The 18,242-nt window shown below is 58.3% G+C and carries 14 protein-coding genes; 9 read left to right on the top strand and 5 right to left on the bottom strand.

The window, feature by feature from the left end; genetic code table 11:
- Window positions 1-19 precede the first annotated feature (19 nt).
- Window positions 20-928 (bottom strand): helix-turn-helix domain-containing protein, encoded by a 909-nt coding sequence (locus tag ACW4DH_RS04720; protein WP_459635208.1) that lies wholly within the window; start codon window positions 926-928, stop codon window positions 20-22.
- 596 nt (window positions 929-1,524) lie between these two features.
- Here ACW4DH_RS04720 and ACW4DH_RS04715 point away from each other — a divergent pair.
- The 5 genes from ACW4DH_RS04715 to ACW4DH_RS04695 all read left to right on the top strand — a co-directional run bounded on the left by ACW4DH_RS04715 (window position 1,525) and on the right by ACW4DH_RS04695 (window position 7,951).
- Entirely contained in the window at window positions 1,525-3,021 is a 1,497-nt protein-coding gene (locus ACW4DH_RS04715) for an aldehyde dehydrogenase family protein (protein ID WP_459635207.1), read from the top strand.
- Window positions 3,022-3,289: 268 nt separating this feature from the next.
- A complete protein-coding gene (locus ACW4DH_RS04710; protein WP_459635206.1) occupies window positions 3,290-4,273 on the top strand; it encodes a helix-turn-helix domain-containing protein in 984 nt (327 codons plus the stop codon).
- A 59-nt stretch (window positions 4,274-4,332) separates the two neighbouring features.
- On the top strand, window positions 4,333-5,256 hold the full coding sequence (locus tag ACW4DH_RS04705) for a SphA family protein (RefSeq protein WP_459635205.1): 924 nt from the start codon (window positions 4,333-4,335) through the stop codon (window positions 5,254-5,256).
- Between the two features lie 10 nt (window positions 5,257-5,266).
- The gene (locus tag ACW4DH_RS04700; RefSeq protein WP_459635204.1) at window positions 5,267-6,490 is read left to right on the top strand and encodes an MFS transporter; all 1,224 of its coding nucleotides are present in this window, start codon (window positions 5,267-5,269) and stop codon (window positions 6,488-6,490) included.
- Between the two features lie 15 nt (window positions 6,491-6,505).
- On the top strand, window positions 6,506-7,951 hold the full coding sequence (locus tag ACW4DH_RS04695; protein ID WP_459635203.1) for an amidase: 1,446 nt from the start codon (window positions 6,506-6,508) through the stop codon (window positions 7,949-7,951).
- 89 nt (window positions 7,952-8,040) lie between these two features.
- On the opposite strand, the gene ACW4DH_RS04690 is transcribed toward ACW4DH_RS04695, so the two are convergent.
- From ACW4DH_RS04690 to ACW4DH_RS04675, 4 genes are all read right to left on the bottom strand, one after another.
- Entirely contained in the window at window positions 8,041-8,748 is a 708-nt protein-coding gene (locus tag ACW4DH_RS04690; RefSeq protein ID WP_459635202.1) for a helix-turn-helix transcriptional regulator, read from the bottom strand.
- A gap of 89 nt (window positions 8,749-8,837) precedes the next feature.
- On the bottom strand, window positions 8,838-9,605 hold the full coding sequence (locus ACW4DH_RS04685) for an SDR family oxidoreductase (protein WP_459635201.1): 768 nt from the start codon (window positions 9,603-9,605) through the stop codon (window positions 8,838-8,840).
- 4 nt (window positions 9,606-9,609) lie between these two features.
- On the bottom strand, window positions 9,610-10,395 hold the full coding sequence (locus ACW4DH_RS04680) for an SDR family NAD(P)-dependent oxidoreductase (RefSeq protein ID WP_459635200.1): 786 nt from the start codon (window positions 10,393-10,395) through the stop codon (window positions 9,610-9,612).
- Window positions 10,388-11,212, bottom strand: coding sequence for a MoaF C-terminal domain-containing protein (locus ACW4DH_RS04675; protein ID WP_459635199.1), 825 nt, complete (start codon window positions 11,210-11,212; stop codon window positions 10,388-10,390). Before ACW4DH_RS04675 ends, ACW4DH_RS04680 begins: the two co-directional genes overlap by 8 nt.
- A 236-nt stretch (window positions 11,213-11,448) precedes the next feature.
- On the opposite strand from ACW4DH_RS04675, the gene ACW4DH_RS04670 reads away from it, so the two are divergent.
- The 4 genes from ACW4DH_RS04670 (at window position 11,449) to ACW4DH_RS04655 (ending at window position 17,881) form a co-directional block, all read left to right on the top strand.
- The gene (locus tag ACW4DH_RS04670) at window positions 11,449-12,846 is read left to right on the top strand and encodes an APC family permease (RefSeq protein ID WP_459635198.1); all 1,398 of its coding nucleotides are present in this window, start codon (window positions 11,449-11,451) and stop codon (window positions 12,844-12,846) included.
- Between the two features lie 85 nt (window positions 12,847-12,931).
- Window positions 12,932-14,041, top strand: a complete 1,110-nt coding sequence (locus ACW4DH_RS04665) for a class II histone deacetylase (RefSeq protein ID WP_459635197.1) — start codon at window positions 12,932-12,934, stop codon at window positions 14,039-14,041.
- 219 nt (window positions 14,042-14,260) lie between these two features.
- Window positions 14,261-15,961, top strand: coding sequence for an amidohydrolase (locus tag ACW4DH_RS04660; RefSeq protein WP_459635196.1), 1,701 nt, complete (start codon window positions 14,261-14,263; stop codon window positions 15,959-15,961).
- A gap of 303 nt (window positions 15,962-16,264) precedes the next feature.
- Window positions 16,265-17,881 (top strand): GMC family oxidoreductase, encoded by a 1,617-nt coding sequence (locus tag ACW4DH_RS04655; RefSeq protein ID WP_459635195.1) that lies wholly within the window; start codon window positions 16,265-16,267, stop codon window positions 17,879-17,881.
- The last annotated feature ends 361 nt before the right edge of the window (window positions 17,882-18,242 follow it).

The raw sequence follows: 18,242 nt of genomic DNA, 5'->3' as shown, positions 1-18,242 counted from the left end.
GGTGGATTGAAGCGCGCCTTCATGGCTCCCGGATGTTCTGTCGGGTGGCAGAAGGCAACTCATGAAACAGGCGACGGTATTCGCGGCTGAAATAGCTCTGATGGAAAAAGCCTTGCTGTGCGGCTGCATCAGCCAGGCGAAGAGTCGGATCTCGCAGCAGACTGCGCCTTACCGCATTGAGGCGTAGCGCCCTGAGATAATGCACCGGAGATTGCCCCGTCTCGGCCTGAAAGCTGTACTGAAGAGTACGCCGCGAGATCTTGAGTCGGCGACAAAGCGTCATCATTGAAGGGGGAGCGTCCGGCTGTGCTTTGGTCAGCGCATGGCAGCGATCCACGATGTAGCGTCGGGTACGGTAGTTGCCACTGTCATCGCGCATCACTTCGCGCGACGGCGACTCCAGCAGCAAGTCGATGCCATCCTTGAGTTGGCTCAGCATGGCCTGCTGGATACTCGCCGAGACCTCCCCATCGAAGTCTCGCAGGTATTCGGTTAATGCCTGCCATTGTTGCTTGACCATCTTGAACAGGCCCGGCGCAATCGCAAGCACACGGCTTTGCCTATCATTCTGCTCAAGCCAGCGATGACGGTCACGGTCGATCGATATCACCAGCAAGTCGTAACCGGCCGGTGCGGTGCTCAAGAACTCTTCGCAGTGCGGCAGCACCGTCATGGCGTCAGGGCGAAAAAGATGATTGTTCGGCCAGTTCAGCGGCATGACCAGATGCCACTGATCTTCCGGGAAGTGCATTGACTGCGAGACTCCCAAGTTGGCGCTTTCACGAAAGAGCCGTAACCCCTGCTCGCTCATGTCGACGATTTCGCCAGAGAAACGCCCCTCGTCGATCTGATCGAACTCCTGCTGCCAGCCAGGCAACTGCAGGGCATGCTCGGTCACGTCGGTGCAACGATGCAACGCAATATCCATGGGCGGCCTCACATGCTTCAAATATAGAGTGTTGAAATGCAAAAACCACGCCAGCGCCGGGTGCCGTTTCACTCATGTGCCGGTCAGGCACTCGGTACGACTGTTCTGAGAAGAATGCATTAAAATGACTCGATGGCACGTGTCGATCATTTCACGCTCGCGTATAAGCATCCTGAATCATTGCTTTCATAGAGTGCGTATCACATTGAAATCCGCACCGAAACGGGGCAGTGCCAGGCATTGTGAATCCATTCATGGCACTGCAGCCATCACCCATAGCGAATGACCTTGGTTTCTCCCTGTTCCGGCAGTGTCTTCAGACACTCGTTTAGTGCCGCCTTGCTGTAGCTTTGGTTAATCAATATGATCATGTTTATTGTTGAATTGAAAGTTGGTTTTATATGGTGGGTTGTTTGTTACCAAACCCATGGTAATGAATACAACTGCGGATAGATGTTCTACTAAAGTATCGTGAGTTGCTTGGCCAATTCCAACATTGGCATTTAAAAGCATCTGCTTGGCATGCAGAATCAAGCCCGATCATTGGCTTGGTGTATCTTGACAATAAGGTCTAACAACATGTCATGAGGTGTAGTGTGAGCAACGAAACGTTATCACTCCTACCTGAAGTCAGGAGTTTTATTGAGCGTGCAAGTGGCACATTTATTAATGGCAAATACGCAGATAATAAAGAGCGAAACTCCCCTGTTTATAATCCTGCCAATGGGGAGGTGCTAAACCATGTCGCCTTGGCGGGCGAAGCATTGGTCGATGAAGCTGTTCAAGCAGCCAAGGATACGTTCGAGAGCAAGGCTTGGCGTGGCAAGAGCCCTGCCGAGCGAGAAAGGGTTCTGCTTCGCTTCGCCGATCTTGTCGAAAAGCATGCAGAAGAACTGGCCCAGATAGAAACGCTCAACCAAGGCAAGTCCATTAATATTACGCGTATGATCGACGTCGGCTTTTCCATCGATTTTATGCGCTATATGGCTGGTTGGACCACCAAGATCGAAGGCGCTACCAAGGATGTTTCCATTGCCGTACCGGTGGGGGCGAGCTTTCACGCTTATACTCAGCGTCAGCCGGTCGGTGTCGTTGTCGGTATCGTGCCTTGGAACTTCCCCATGATGATTGCCTTGTGGAAGCTGATGCCCGCGTTGGCTGCAGGGTGTTCGGTTGTCGTCAAGCCAGCAACGGAAACTCCACTGAGCGTGCTGCGCATCGTTGAGCTTGCCATGGAGGCGGGTGTGCCGGAGGGGGTCGTTAACGTGGTGGTGGGCGCAGGTCGTACGGCCGGCTCACGTCTGGCTAGTCACCCCGATGTGAAAAAAGTCACTTTCACGGGCAGTACCGCTATCGGCAAACAGATCGGCCATGCTGCTGTCGACCACATGGCTCGCTTCTCACTCGAGCTGGGCGGCAAGAACCCGATGCTCGTGCTGGAAGATGCCGACCTGGACAACGCGGTAGAGGGCGCCTTGATGGCAGGGCTGCTGAACCAGGGACAAGTGTGTGCGGCAGCTTCGAGGTTTTATGTGCATCGCAGTATTTATGATGCTTTCTGTGAGCGCCTGCATGCTGCGGTTAAAGGCATGCGTCTTGGCCCGGGCCTGGACCCGGAAGCCCAGCTGAACCCCGTGGTGTCCCTGAGGCACAAGGAAAGTATCGAATCCTACCTGAAGACGGCAAGGCAGGAAGGGGCGCGGGTGCTTGAGGGAGCTGTGGTGCCGGACTCCGCTGGCTATTATGTCTCGCCCACTATCTTGGCCGATGTGACACACGATATGACGGTGGCCCGCGAAGAGATTTTCGGCCCTGTGCTGTCAGTCTTGCCATTCGATGACGTCGATGAGGCTATTGATCTGGTCAACGACAGTGACCTGGGCTTGGCCGCCAGCCTATGGACGAACAACCTGACATTGGCCATGCGGTTGATCCCCCAAATCGATGCAGGCACCGTCTGGGTCAATACTCACGTTACTCTGGATAGCCACCTGCCGTTTGGCGGCTTCAAGCAGTCTGGGCTGGGACGCGAGTTTGGTTTCGAGGCCATCGAAGCCTGCACCGAGCTGAAGTCGGTGTGCATCGCTTATTGATCAAGTAAACCTGGCTATGGGCAGCGTGAACGGTCATTCACGCTTGCCCTGGCATCGGAAAGGCAAGTACAGACATTTATGCGGCATACAATAATAAGCTTATTCATTGGGTGTGATCACTGGGGGCCGTTTCTGGCCGCTATACGACAAGCATACTGTTGAAGGGCAGTAAGTACCTATACGGTTGGGAGTCGTTGTATCGGGAAAGCGCCGAATCATAATGGAATTACCTGGCTACTATCGCTTTTTCCCGTAGAGGGTTTTCGCCATGAACAATAAAAACCATGCCTGTACGAGTGAAAGTAAATTACCGGAGATTTACCGCAGCAGTACAAAAAATGTCGAACAGCATATCAAAGCTCTTAAGGACTGGAAGCTGCAGTTCCTGCAAATGAGCGCAGGACAATTCAAAGGGGAGATAATCTGCTTCGAGCTGGAAGGGCTAAAGGTCATCAGGGAAAGGATCAGCCAGTCGGTTCTCAAGAAAGGTGAGCTCGAAAACGCCTCGATCAGTTTCAATATTCCGCTTTCTTTACCAAGTTCACCTCTCATTTGTCAGGGCAAGACCTATCCTACTCCCGGCATATTGGCCGTGCGGGGCGGGGAGTTGCCGGAGATCAAGGTGCCGGCCGGTCTGGAGCTGCTCTGCCTGAACGTGGATGCCCATTATCTGGCGGGATTGTTGGACGGCCCGAATGCAGACATCGACCGCTCCCTATCAAAACCCTGCTATATTCCGGCCACTATCGGCCAGCGGGGGCTGGCGCGGCTCTTTGAACTCTCTTGTCGATCTCTGACATCCCATGTCTTTCCGGCGGTGCGTCGTGAATTACGCGACGCCCTTTTAAACCAATTACTGGACGAGTTGGAGCGAGGGGTTGCCGAAAAGGTGGCCCCTTCTGCGCGAAAGCGCGTCGTGGACCGGGCGCGTGAGGTGATTGCCGCGCACGACAGTGAACCAGTATCCATTCTCTCTTTATGCCACCAGATCGGAGTGAGTCGACGCAAGTTGCAATATTGCTTTCAGGAGTGTCTGGGGATCAGCCCTGTGACGTATATCAGGTTATTTCGGCTCAATGCCGTTCATCGCTCCTTGTTGCATGGTGATGATGCAACGCAGATCCAGAATGAAGCGGCCCGCTGGGGGTTCCTGCACTTGGGGCGTTTCTCCGTGGAATATCGAAGGCTATTCGGCGAAAGGCCCTCGGAGACGTTGCACCGCTCCCAGAAAAATCGTGCCGATTCTGGATAACGCTCCTTTATCGTAGGGTCATAAGCTTGTGCACAATAATCACAACGATAAGGTGCACAATGAACAAGAACCTCGCGACATGCCTGGCGCTGACCGGCATCGCCTGTACGACTCCGGCCCTGGCCACCGAGGGTGGCTCACCCACCACCGCCATGGGCACTTACGATTTCGGTTCCGGCTTCCTGCCGCCCTCGACGCCACACGGCACCTTCGGGCTGCGCACGGCCTATTATTCCACCGATGATCTGAAGACCGCCGATGGGTCGTCTTCCGATAACGATTTGTCCCTCGATGTCTTGTCCCTCGGTATCGCCTATATCCACATGACGGACAAACGGTTGCTGGGCGCGCGCTACGGCTTCGGCGGCGTGGCGCCGTTCTTCGATATGAATGCCTCGCTGGACGTCAACGTCGGCGGCAGGACGGTATTCGAGGACGATGCCGATGTCCTCGCCCAGGCCGATCTCCAACTGCTTCCCGTGATGCTGGGCTGGCAACCCGCCCCCGGGATGGGAATCACCGCGCAACTCCAGATACAGGCACCGACCGGCGACTACGACGAGGATCGGCTGGTCAATCCAGGGCTCAATCATTGGGCCTTCTCGCCGATCGTCGGCATCAGCTACATCACGCCCAGTGGTTTCGAGGTCTCGACGCTGTCGCAGTTGGACGTCAATACCCGTAATCACGACACGGATTACCGCAACGGGATCGAGTATCGCAATGAGTTTGCGCTCGGCCAGCATTTCGGTGCCTGGACGGCCGGCCTAGCCGGCTACTACTACGGCCAGCTGACCGACGACGATAGCCCCACGCTGGCCGACGGTAACGGCAATCGGGCCAAGGTCTGGGCCGCAGGCCCGGCGCTCAGCTACCTCGCGCCCGGCAAGCCGGCCTTCTGGGTTCACGCCTACAAGGAATTTGCTGCCGAGAACCGCACCGAAGGCTACAACCTCGCGCTTCGCGTCGCCTACAGCTTCTAGGGGCTAGACCATGACAACGACAATCGTAGACAGACAGGCCGGGGCGCGCGAAGGCGCCGTGTTGCTGCTGGGCAGCAGCCTGACCATCGTCGGCTCGGTGATGGTGACCTCGGTGTTGCCCAAGATGATGGCGGAGTTCGCACCAGGCAATCCACATGCCGAACTCTGGGTGCCGCTGGCCATCACCGGGCCGGCGTTGGCCATTGCGCTCTTCGCGCCGCTGGCCGGTTGGCTGGCCGATCGCTTCGGTCGCAAGCCCATGCTGATCGTGGCGACCCTGCTGTACAGCGTGCTGGGCGCCCTGCCGGCGCAACTCGATTCCCTGATGGGGATCGTCGGCGTGCGGCTGCTGTTCGGCGTCGCCGAGGCGATGATCATGACCGGCTGTTCGACGCTGATTGCCGACTACTGGCGTGGCGAGCAGCGCATGCGTTACGTCAATCGCCAGGTGGTGACCATTGGCCTGGTCGGCGCCGCGTTCTTCGTGATCGGGGGCATGCTGGGGGAGTCGTCCTGGCGAGCTCCTTTCTATCTCTACCTGTTGCCGCTGGCATTGGTACCGTTCATGGCCCGCGTGCTATGGGAGCCATCCGTCGAGCGCCAGGAGGCACACGACCATGAGCAGGGCGAAGACAAGGTGGCCGTGGGCACGCTGGTCGCCGGGTATCTGCTCATCGGCCTGGGCATGGTGCTGAGTTTCGTCGTTCCCATCCAGGCCCCGGTGATCCTGGTCGGACTGGGTGTGACGTCGAGCACCCTGATCGGCCTGGCGACGGGCCTGGGGCTGCTGGCCACACTCCTGGGTGCTCTGTTGTGGCCCTGGGCGCGGCGCACGTTAGGCTCACGCGGCTGTAATGTGCTGCTGCTGATACTGCTGGCCATCGGCCTGGTGGGGCTGGTCGAGCCGCAGCGTTATTCCACCGTCATGCTCGCCATCACCGTGCATGGCATCGGCGCCGGCCTGCTGGTGCCCAATGCCATGGCGCCGGTGATGAATGCCCTCACGCCAAAGATCCGCGGACGGGGGATGGGCTTCTTCACCGGGTTTCTCTACATCGGTCAGTTTGTCAGCCCGCTGATCGTGGGGTTGGCGGCCGGCATCGCCGGAGACTTGCATGGTGCCATTCTGATACTCGCCGCAGTTGGCGTGATTTATGCCGTGGGCTGGGGAGGGGCGGCACTACGTGAGCGCCGTCTGGTGGGAGCCTCCCGGCATCATGGTTCATGTCCCTGATCTGGAGAACTGTAAATGAAGCGTGAAATTCATCGGCTGCTGGACACGCATGACGGCTTGGCTCTCGGCCAGTGCGTGACGAGTGGCGAGGTGTCGAGTACGGCGTTGGTGGAAGCCGTCATCGAGCGTCTCGAAAGGGTCGAACCCCATCTCAACGCGGTCGTCGATCGTCTCTACGATGAGGCGCGGGCGGCCAGCCAGCAGCCCGTCGACGAAAGCCAGCCCTTTGCCGGCGTTCCGACCCTGATCAAGGACCTCTTCTCGCCGGTCACCGGCGCGCGGATGACTCAAGGGTCGCGTGCCACCGGCGAGGCGCGGGCGGATTTCGATGCCGAGGTAGTGGCGAGGCTTCGCCGGGCCGGTTGCCTCTTGTTGGGTACCAGTACATCGCCCGAGTTCGGAACCTCCTACACCACGGAATCGACCCGCCATGGCGCGACGCGCAACCCCTGGGATCTCGAACGCAGCGTGGGCGGCTCCAGCGGTGGTGCGGCGGCACTGGTGGCGGCGCGGGTCGTGCCTTTCGCCCATGGCAACGACGGCGGCGGTTCGCTGCGTGTCCCGGCGTCCTGCTGTGGCGTGTTCGGCTTCAAGCCGAGCCGCGGGTTGATACCCTCGGGGCCGATGGTGGGTGAGGGATGGGGGGGGATGGGCACGTCACACGCCATTACCCGCTCGGTGCGCGACAGTGCAGCTCTGCTGGACGCGACTGCGGGAGTCGACCTGGGAGCGCCCTATGCGGCGCCCACCAGCCCTGTGCCCTATCGTGAAGCGATTGAGCGCGACCCCGGCACGCTGCGGATCGGGCTCATCGAGGGGCCGGCACTGGCACCGGAAGCCGAGGCCGTCGCGCGGCAGACCGCAGCGCTCTGCGAATCCCTGGGTCACCGCGTCGAGTCGGTCACGTTGCCCGTCGACTGGGAAGCGTTCTACCAACGCTGCTTCGATATCATCGGTCCGAGCACCCGCGAGTTCCTGGATATGCTGGGTGAAATGCGCGGAACGCCCGTCGACGAGCAGGAACTGGAACCGAGAACCCGGGTCATGCTGCGCGAGCGTGGGCGAATCGACGCCACTCGCTATGTCGCTGCCATCAATGATATCCATGCCCTGGGGCGCCGGATGGCGGCTACCCTGCAGCAGTACGATCTGCTGCTGTCGCCGACCCTGGCGCGCCAACCACCACTGATCGGCAAGCTGGATGCCTTCGACGACCGGCTATCGCTGGCGGAGGTCATCAATGATTTTCACAGTTACTGTCCGTTCACCGCGCTTTTCAACGCCACTGGGCAGCCTGCGATGTCGGTACCGCTTTACTGGACCGACGCCGGATTGCCGCTAGGGAGTCATTTCGCGGGGCGCTTCGGTGAGGAAAGCCGGCTGTTCTCGCTGGCGGCGCAACTGGAACGGGCTCAGCCCTGGGCCGGACGCGTTCCGGCGATCAATGCGTGCTGCCGCTGATAAGTGCGCGGACATTTCCCGTCCCAACGAGGATTGCCATCCAACGACACCGGGCAGCCGCTCGGTGTTTTTCGTAGGGAATCGCGTCGTTAGTGGCGGCGATTTCCGGAAGAATCGAGATACAGCTGGGCAACCAGCTCGGTGCGATTGCGCACACCGAGCTTGCGGTAAAGGTTGATGAGGTGCGTCTTGACCGTGGGCAGCCCGATATCGAGCTCGCGGGCCAACTGCTTGTTGCTCAGGCCGGTACGCACCAGCTCGGCGAGTTGACGTTCGCGGCGGGTCAGGGGTGGGGTCTCGCTGGCAGGGAGGCCATCCGCTAAAGGCGCGCCGGATTGGCGTGGCAGGACGTGGACAGCCAATTGCAGCATTTCCTGCAGAGAGTGCAGGGTGGCCAGCTCCCGGGGCGCGAAGCGCCCACACTCATCCCGACGCAGTAGCGAGACGCCAGCGACGGGATGACCATCGATGTGGACGAAGACCTCGGCGACATCCACCACGCCATGGCGATGCAGGAACGCTCGATAGCGCTGGTTATTGCTCTCCGCCTGATGGGCGAAGCCCTCGTGGAGCGGCACGACCTCGTGGCCGGTCAACAGGCAGGTTCGCGGTTGAAGAGGGTCCATGTAGCGATAGTGGCGCAGATAGCTGTCGTGCATCCGCTCCATGGCGCCATGGAGCTGGAATTCGCAGGCTTCGAGCCGCTGGTCGATCCTGTAGAAGGCGGCCAGCGAGGCCGGGACGGCGCGGGTGAAGGCGCGCAAGCAGTACTGGCCCAGTTCCTGGGACGTAAGCATTGTCGGCCAGCTCCGTGTCGTTGGATTCCATCAACATAATGGAGGGTGTCTTGTGGATGCAAGCCTGCCGCGCCGACCGGCGGTGGCTATCACAGCGCGGCCATGCTCTCCGGCAACAAGGCACCCCCATCGACGATCACCGTCTGGCCGGTGATGTAACCGGCCAGATCCGAGGCCAGGAACAGCATGGCATTGGCGATATCCTCCGGCTCGCCCAGCCGTCCAAGGGGGACGCCCTTGGCGATGTCGTCGCTGTGGGCTTCATCGCCCAGGTTGTCCATGGCCGGCGTGCGGATCATGCCGGGTTCCACGCCGTTGACGCGGATTCCGGCCGACGCCAGTTCCAGTGCCGCGTTGCGGATGAAGCCGTTCACGCCCGCCTTGGACGCTGCGTAATGGGTCAGGCCCGGATAGGCGACGCGATTGCCGGTCACCGAGGAGGTTGCCAGTACGCAACCGCCACCACGCGCCTCGAACAGCGGAAGAGCTTCCTGCACCAGCCAGAACAGTGACTGCACGTTGACCGCAAAGGCACGTTCCACCCGCTCGGGCGTCAGTTCCCGCAGCGGGGTGAGCGGGAAGTAGCCGGCGTTGTGGATCAGGATGTCCAGTTCGTCACAATTCGCGATCAGGGCGCGTACCGCTGGCGTATCGGCCAGGTCTACCGGGCGGGCCTCGACTTGATAGCCGCTGGCAGACAATTTCCCCGCCAGCTCGTGAGCCTGGTCAGCGTCGATATCCGCGACGATGACATGGGCGCCGGCCTCGGCGAAGCGTGTAACGATCGCGGCGCCGATACCCTGGGCGCCGCCGGTGACCAAGGCGTGGCGCCCGGTGAGGTCAATCGTGATACTCATCGGATTACTCCATGTGATCGAAGGCGAGGGTGGGCACGTCGACGATGCTGGAGCCGCCGTCGGCCATCAGGGTCGTGCCGGTGAGAATCGAGGCGGCCGGGCTGATCAGAAAGTTGCAGACTTCGGCGATCTCCTCGGCCGTGGCCGGGCGGCGCAACGGCACGTCGCGAGTGACGCGCGTGTAGGCATCGTCGAGGGTTTCCTGGTAGCGCTCCATCAGCGGCTGCATCTCGGCATCGGCCATGGGCGTGCGGATCCACCCGGGGCAGACACAATTGACGCGCACGCCATGGGGCCCGTAATCGCGAGCCATCGAGCGGCTCAGGCCGACCAGCGCATGTTTCGCAGTGGTGTAGCCGCAGACCTCTGAGCCGGCCGCCAGCGAGGCAAGTGAGCCCAGCAGCACGACACTTCCCCGCTGTTCGATCAGCGCGGGGAGGCAGGCCCTGGCGCTGAAGAAGGCGGTGTCGAGGTTCAGGTGCATGGCCTCTCGCCAGGCCTCCTCGGTGATGTCGGTCACGGTCCCCAGACCATGTCCACCGGCGCAGCAGATCAGCCCATCGATACGGCCGTAGCGCTTCATGATCCGCTCGATGAACCCCTCCCAGACGTCGGCGCTGGCGGCATCGCCGGCCAGGACCAGGCCACCGGTGCGTTGCGCCAGCCGTTCGAGCGGCGCGGTGCGCCGCCCTATCAAAACGACGTGATTGCCCCGTGCCGCCTGTTGCAGCGCACAAGCCTCCCCCACGCCGGTGCCGGCGCCCGTAATCACAACGGTTGCCTCAGCCATCGGGATACTCCGTCGTGTTCAGCAGTGTGCAGTAGGAGGCAACCGGGAAGTTGGCCAGCTCCGCCGTGTCGTCCTGGGAATAGCCGAAGAGCTTGCCGTCGCTGCGATGTTGGCGGGTATCGATCATGACCAGGCCCAGGGTGGGAATGATCTTCTCCCGCCATACGAATAGATACAGCTGATCGGCGATCTCGAGATAATGGCAACTGTCGGTGTCGCACAGACCCTGCTCGACGCCCTTCACGCAATGCCAAGTATAGAAGTGGTCATTGAGATAGATGTGTTCGTAGACCTCGGTGGGGCTGTAACGATAGAGCAGCCGCTTGCCGATCAGACCGTAGGTAGGCCGATGCGGGCAGGCGCCGGCATGCCAAGGCGTGTCGAGACTGCCGTGTTGAAACTCGGCCGTGACGTCGCTCAACGGTCGACCCTTCCTGGCCTTCTCGTACAACCCGACACGAATCGCTTCCGCAGTGGGCATGCGGCCGATGACACGGGTGAATGAGGAGGTCACGGTATCCAGGACGAGGCTGACCGAGTGCGTCCGGTCCGCCTCCCGGGCCAGAAAGTCGATCAGATAGATGCCGTCGCGCAGGGTGGTGGCGCGATAGTCCGCCTCGCCGTCTGGCCAGGTGACCCGGGTCGCGTCGAAGCGGTAGCGCGTGACCTGACCATCCTCGAAGTGCAGCGCATAGTCGCGCCCGTCGAGATCCGCCCGGTGATCCAGTGCAAAGGAATCGGGGGCGAAGCCAGCCCCTAGGTCACCGACGGTGATCCATGGGCTGGAACTGTCGTGATGGGGGGAGTGCTCACTCATATGGAAGGATCCTTACGTTTTTTGTTGATGGAGCCCCTTGATGATGGTGCAAGCGCAAGCGGTGTGGGTATCAACCGGATGGTTGAGCCGTCGACACGATGAACAACCTCAGGCGGAGAGTGCCAATAGGCTGGCAGCGCCAGTCAAGACACATAAGGTTGTTGAGAGCAGGCTTGGGATCGAGTCAGTAGTGAGTTGGGCACAATAATGGCAAAAAAAGCCTAAGGAGGTTCGCAATGACCGATACGACGCCTGCCCAAGGCGCGAGCGCCCGCGAGAGCCATCGCCGCTCGAGCGCACCGGGCATCGGATTCAAGACCATGATCGCCATCTGTGTCGGCTGCGTCGTGGTGCAGGGGGCGATGGCATCCGCACTGATGGGATTCGGAATCGGAGGCCTGAGCTTTCTGGCAGCGATGGGGTTGGCGCTGCTGTTCGCGTTCTGCAACGCGATCAGCTTTTCCGAGCTTTCGTTGATGTACCCGTCGTCGTCGGGAACGCTGGCGACCTACACCCAGAGGGCGATCGGCCACTTCCCGGCGATTGTGGCGGTGTTCTCTGGCTACGTGATCGTGGCGATGTTCGGTTTGTCGGCAGAACTTCTGCTGGTGGATGCACTGTTGCAAACATTGTTTCCCGATACGCTACCGTCGCATGTAGTCCCCATGATCCTGCTGTTCGGTCTGGCGCTCCTGAATATTCTGGGCACGGATGTCTTCGCCAAGCTACAGAACCTATTCACCTTCGCCATGATCGCCGCCATCTTGCTGGTCGGCGTCACCGCGCTGCTGGATACACCATCGGCGCCCATCGCACAGGCCGCGGCCGGTATTGACTGGGGAGTGGGTGGCATTTTCGACGGAAGCTTCATCGCACTGACGGCGCTGGCCATGTGGATGTTCGTCGGCTGTGAGTTCATCTGTCCGCTGATCGGGGATATCCGCCAGCCGGAGCGGCGCGTGCCGCGTGCAATGTTCGTGTCTCTGATCATTATTTTCCTGCTGTTCACGCTATTCTGCCTGGGCGCTGGCCGCTATCTCTCCATGGAGACACTGACGACCTCGCCGTTGCCCTACCTGGACCTGGTCGATGGCGTCTTCGGCAAGGCGGGGCTGATCATTGCTACCGTCATGGGTCTGACCGCCACCTGCAGCACCGTCAACACTGTGCTTGCCGCGGTCCCGAGGATGCTCTCGGGGATGGCCGAAAACGGCCAGGCCTTCAGCATCATGGGCAAGCTGCATCCGCGCTTCGGCACGCCCTGGATCGGCATTCTGTTTCTGGCGGCGATCGTCGCGGCGCCATTTCTGTTGGTAAGCCCAGATAACATCATCATGCTACTGATCGGTGCGTCGACCAGCTGGCTGCTGGCCTACATCGTGGCACATATCAATGTCATTGTGCTGCGTGCCAGAAAGCCCGAGCATGCGCGCCCCTACCGGACACCGCTGTATCCAGTCCCCCAGGTCGTCGGCATCATCGGAATGGGCTACGTGGCCGCCAACGCATCGCCGTCGCCGGAGATGGTGGCAAAAGTCTATGCCCTGCTCGGGGTCGTGCTCGGCATCGTCGGCGTGATTGCGCTCTTCTGGGTCAAGTTCAAGATGAAGAAAGGGCTCTTCGAGCCGGAATGACCGGCTGAAGAGTGAATTAGCGATTTTCCTCGATCTGGCGGTCTAGCCGGGCGGCGAAACCCACAAAGTCATCAAGGAGGTCAGCATGTCGCGCAAGACGGCCTTTTTCTTCGACGAGCGCTGCCTTTGGCACAGCGCTGGTCAGTACGCACTAACCATGCCAGTGGGCGGCTGGGTGCAGCCGCCGGCCGCCGGTGGGCTCGCCGAGTCTCCCGAGACCAAGCGGCGCCTCAAGAACTTGATGGATGTTTCCGGCCTGACTGCCGCGCTAGATCTGCGCAGCGCCCCACTGGCCACCGAGGAAGAACTGCTACGTATACATTCACAAGCCTATCTGAACCGTTTCAAGTCGCAGAGTGACGCCGGCGGCGGGGAGTTGGGCGACCATGCGCCGATTGGTCCTGGCAGTTATGAGATCGCCAAGCTCTCTGCGGGTCTGGCGATTGGTGCGGTGACCTCAGTAATGAAAGGGGAAGTGGATAATGCTTACTCTCTTTCGCGCCCACCCGGCCACCATTGCTTGCCGGACCAGGCCATGGGTTTCTGTTTCCTGGCCAACATCGCTATCGCGGTTGAAGCGGCCAGGGCGCGTTTCGGTGTCGAACGAGTGGCGGTCGTGGATTGGGATGTGCATCACGGCAACGGTACCCAGGCGATTTTCTACGAGCGCAGCGATGTACTGACTATTTCCTTACATCAGGATGGCTGCTTTCCACCGGGTTATAGCGGCGAATGCGATCGTGGCCAGGGGGCCGGTGAAGGGAGCAATTTGAATATCCCCTTGCCCCCCGGAGCCGGTAACGAGGCTTATCAGCACGCTATGGAGCTTATCGTTGTTCCGGCGCTGGAGCGCTTCCGGCCGCAGTTGATCATTGTAGCTTGTGGCTACGACGCCAATGCATTCGATCCGTTGGCGCGTATGTTGCTCTCCAGCGAGTCGTTTCGCGCCTTGACTCGCCAGGTGCGGGAAGTAGCCGAGCGACTCTGCGGTGGGCGTCTGGTGCTAGTGCACGAAGGTGGCTACTCGGAAGCTTACGTACCCTTCTGCGGACATGCCGTCATCGAGGAGTTGGCTGGCGTAACTACCGAAGTGAAGGATCCGATGCTGGATCTCATCGAGCTGCAGCAGCCCCGTGGGATCACGAACGAGTTTCTACTCGACTTGGTAAAATCGATGGCAGCAAGTGCCTCGTGAGTTCGGCGCCGCTACTGACGCCCTTGGACAACTATTTGGCATATGGCGGCAAGATTACATCCGATCAATGTAGTCGACTGCATACGTATCCATTGTCCTGGGCTCTGCTCCGATGTTCAGCTTTGTTCCTACTTCCACTTACTATTTGGCTTCACGGCAGTGGCCGGAAGTTGTCTGCTTTCGGTGTCGCGCCAATATGGTATCTAAAACAGGTGGCCTATGAAGATTCTGGTGAGGCTTGCTCTTTGCACTGTCGTATTTCATGTGTGTCATGTTTACGCAGCGGCCGAGGTGGCTGATCACGTCTATATAAATGGCTCTATTTATACGCAAAATGAAAGAAGAGATTGGGCTGAGGCTGTAGCGATAAAAGACGGTATCTTTATTGCGGTCGGGAATGATAAAGACATAGAAGGTTACATCGGGAAAAGTACCAACCTCATTGACTTGCAGGGAAAGATGGCCATGCCTGGGATAGTGGATGGCCATGGGCACTACGTGCGCGGGTTCAAGCGGGAGTTATTCAACTGCGGGTTCCCCAGCAGCACGCCTGCGGAAACAATCGCCGAAAAAGTCAAAGCATGTACGGCCAAGGCAGAGCCCGGAGAATGGATTGTGGGAGGGGCTTGGGCGTCGAGTTATGCGGACACCGGAAAAGTCAATAAATCAGTATTGGATGCCGTGGCTCCCGACAATCCTGTTTATCTTCTCGATGATACAGGACATAACGGATACGTGAATTCCAAGGCGTTGGAGGTGGCCGGCTTTACAAAGGCTAAAGCTCGGGAGATGCCTGCCATCTTAACTGATGAAAACGGCGAGCCTACAGGAATACTGCACGAAGAAGCTGCAGGGGAGTTAACACAGGCGATTCCCCCATTGAGTGATGAGAGATACCAGCAAGTCGTTAAGAAATCAGCCGAAATGGCGAACCGCTACGGCATTACCACCTTCGTAGAGGCCCGTACTGATAGAGCGACGCTTAAAGCCTATCATGACGTGGACGAGAGAGAAGGACTGACGGCTAGAGTCATTGCTTTTCTTCAGTATGAAACCGATTTCAATGAATCCAGAGAGAAACAGCTGGAAACGATAAATAACAGGCAAGATTATTTTTCCGATAACGTTTATGCCAACAATGTGAAATTCTATCTGGATGGGGTACCTCCTGCGTTTACCGCTGCTCTGTTGAACCCCTATCAGGCTGAAGCGTTGCACGAACATCATCTTTCGAACGATTTTCGGGGCAAGATGCGAATGACACCGGAGGAAATCCGGGAAGATGCCATTAGATTGGATAAAGAAGGCGTCACCATAAAATTCCATGCTTCTGGGAGCGCGGCGGTACGCGAGGCTTTAAACGCAGTAGAGGCTGCTCGCAAAGAAAACCCGACCGGTAGTCTTCATCATTCCATCGCCCATGCAGGGATGGTGAGCCAACAGGATCTGCCCCGTTTCAAAGCATTGGATGTGGTGGCAGACATCGCTCCCCCCATCTGGATTCCAGGCCCCTATAGCGAAGCCATGATCGAAGCATTGGGTAAAGATCGCTATGCAAGAACGCCACCGACGGCAGAACTCTTAGAGGCTGGCGCTACCATCGCCTATGGTTCCGACTGGCCATCTATCTCGAGTTCGATAAATCCTTGGCCACATCTGGAATCAATGGTGCTGCGAGAAATTGGCCCCGAGCAAAGCATTTCCCTAAAAGCGGCCATCGATACGATGACATTAGGAGCGACTTATTCTGCTAACCTGTCGTCGGAAATAGGCTCTATAGAGCCTGGCAAATCCGCGGACATGGTCGTAATCGATAAAGATATATTTGCTATCCCCGTGTCCGACATTTCGGACATCCAAGTGCTGCTAACGGTTTTCAAGGGGGAGCAGGTTTACAAACATGTCCAGATGACCCACTAGGTGAGTTGTGAAAGTTGCGACAATGCCGGGCGAGTAAACAGCTGGTGTGTCAGAGGAAATGAAATTCTCTTATTGGCTGCACCGTCGTGTGGTGGTCTTAATATTTACTTGCGCTTTAAATTTCTCCGAAAGCCATTGGCAAGACTAAAGTTGATAATTAATAAGTCGTTGTTTAATAAATATAAATAAAACATGGCATCCTCGAACAAGTTGCCGTCAAGAATGAACAATTCATTGTTAGGTCAGTCTCTTAGCTTCTGATAACTAACAGTGAATTCTGTCCGACTCTTGCAAGGAGGCGATATGGCCGAGGATCGTTACGATTACGTCATCGTGGGAGCTGGCTCTGCCGGCTGTGTCGTGGCGTATCGCCTGATCAAGGAGACCAATGCCCGGGTATTGCTGCTCGAGGCGGGTGGCTCCGATCGTCACCCATTGATACGTATGCCGTCTGGGGTCGGTAAGGTGATTCCTACCAAAACCTGGGAATATATGACGGCCCCCGAGCCGGCCGCAGTCCATCGCAAGATGACCATGGCCCAAGGAAGAATCATCGGTGGTAGCAGCTCGGTGAATGGGATGATCTATATTCGTGGACAGCGCGAGGATTACGACCGGTGGGTCAGCGAATATGAATGCGAGGGCTGGGGTTACCATGAACTTCTACCCTTTTTCCGCAAGGCCGAAGCCAACGAGAGCCTCGGCGGGGATTGTCATTCCAGCGCTGGACTACTACCGGTTTCGGAAAATCGATACCGTCATCCGCTTTCGATGAATTTCATTCGCGGTGGCCAGGAAGTCGGTCTCGACTATGTCAACGACTTCAATGGCGCCAATCAGCAGGGAATCGGGTTCTATCAGACGACGACTACAGCCGATGGGCGTCGTGCCAGTACTTCACGTACCTATCTCGATGCCGTGCGCGACGACTCAAGATTGAGCATCGTCTCCGAGGCCATGGCTCATCGAGTCATTATCGAAAATGGTCGAGCCAAAGGGGTGGTCTATAGCAATAAGAAGGGAACGCTAACGACTGCTTACGCCCACGAGGAAGTCATCCTTTCGGCAGGTGCTATCGGATCGCCTAAGCTACTGATGCTGTCCGGTATCGGTCCGGCCTCTCATCTCAATGAGCATGGTATCGACTGTGTTACCGAATTGCCGGTCGGCCAGGGGCTTCAGGATCATTTACATATTTCGGTCAACGCCACGACACGTGAGCCGGTATCGCTTTTTGGGCAGGACACCGGCCTTGCTGCGCTCAGAAACGGTTTTCAGTGGATGTTTTTCGGTAGCGGTGTCGGCACCTCGAACGTGCTGGAAGCGGGCGCCTTCGTCGATAGTTGCCGACAGGGCCGGCCCGACGTGCAGATTCATTTCCTGCCGGTACTCGACACCTGGGACGATCCGGACGGCATTCTGGAGGGCTACACCCACGGGGTCAGTCTGAAGGCCGGGTTCCTGCAGCCCAAATCTCGCGGTGAAGTGCGCCTTTCCAGCGCTGATCCTTACGCTCTTCCTTTCATTCAGGCCAATTACCTGAAGGAAGAAGGAGACATCGAGGGAATGGTCCGTGCGGTAAAGGTCGCTTTAGATATTGCGCGCTCGGCGCCTATGTCCGAATGCTGCGACAAGATCATCCAGCCGGTCGATAGTTCCTGGCACGATCACGAGGCACTGGTCGATTTCGTCCGCCGTACGTCAAAAACCGTTTATCACCCTGTCGGCACTTGCCGTATGGGGCCCAGGGCGGATACCGCTGTCGTGGATACCGATTTACGTGTTCATGGAATTGATGGGTTATGCGTAATAGACGCCTCCGTGTTTCCCTCTGTGCCCAGCGGAAACACCAATGCGCCGACTATCGCGGTAGCAGAGAAGGCCGTTGTTAAACTAATAGAACGTCATCGTTCTAGCTAACTTGGCGATTAAATAATTGTGAGAGGCTATTCAAGAAATAAAGGCCGCAGCTGCGATGCCAAACTGACGAAATCATCGAGCATCGTCGTCAGGGTGCAGGTTTTTTTACCTCAGCCAATAGGCTCATCAGGGTGCGATATTTCTCCTTCCCTAGAGCCTGCTGGCTTTTTGATACTGATGCATCATTTCTTCATTCATATCTTCAAAAAGCGCATTGCCCTTCGGCGTCAGGGTGATGCAAAGGCGTTGCTGGTCGGTTTCGGGTTCCAGCGGTGTACCAAGCCGCTCTGCTCCTTCTGACCTTCCCCTAGTTCTGGTCCGCTATCAATGTGAAGAACCGCTGCTTCACGCGCACTGCCCG

Source organism: Halomonas sp. WWR20 (assembly GCF_054602495.1).
The sequence above is the reverse complement of the archived record's forward strand: the minus strand, read 5'-3'. Positions and strand labels throughout refer to the sequence as shown.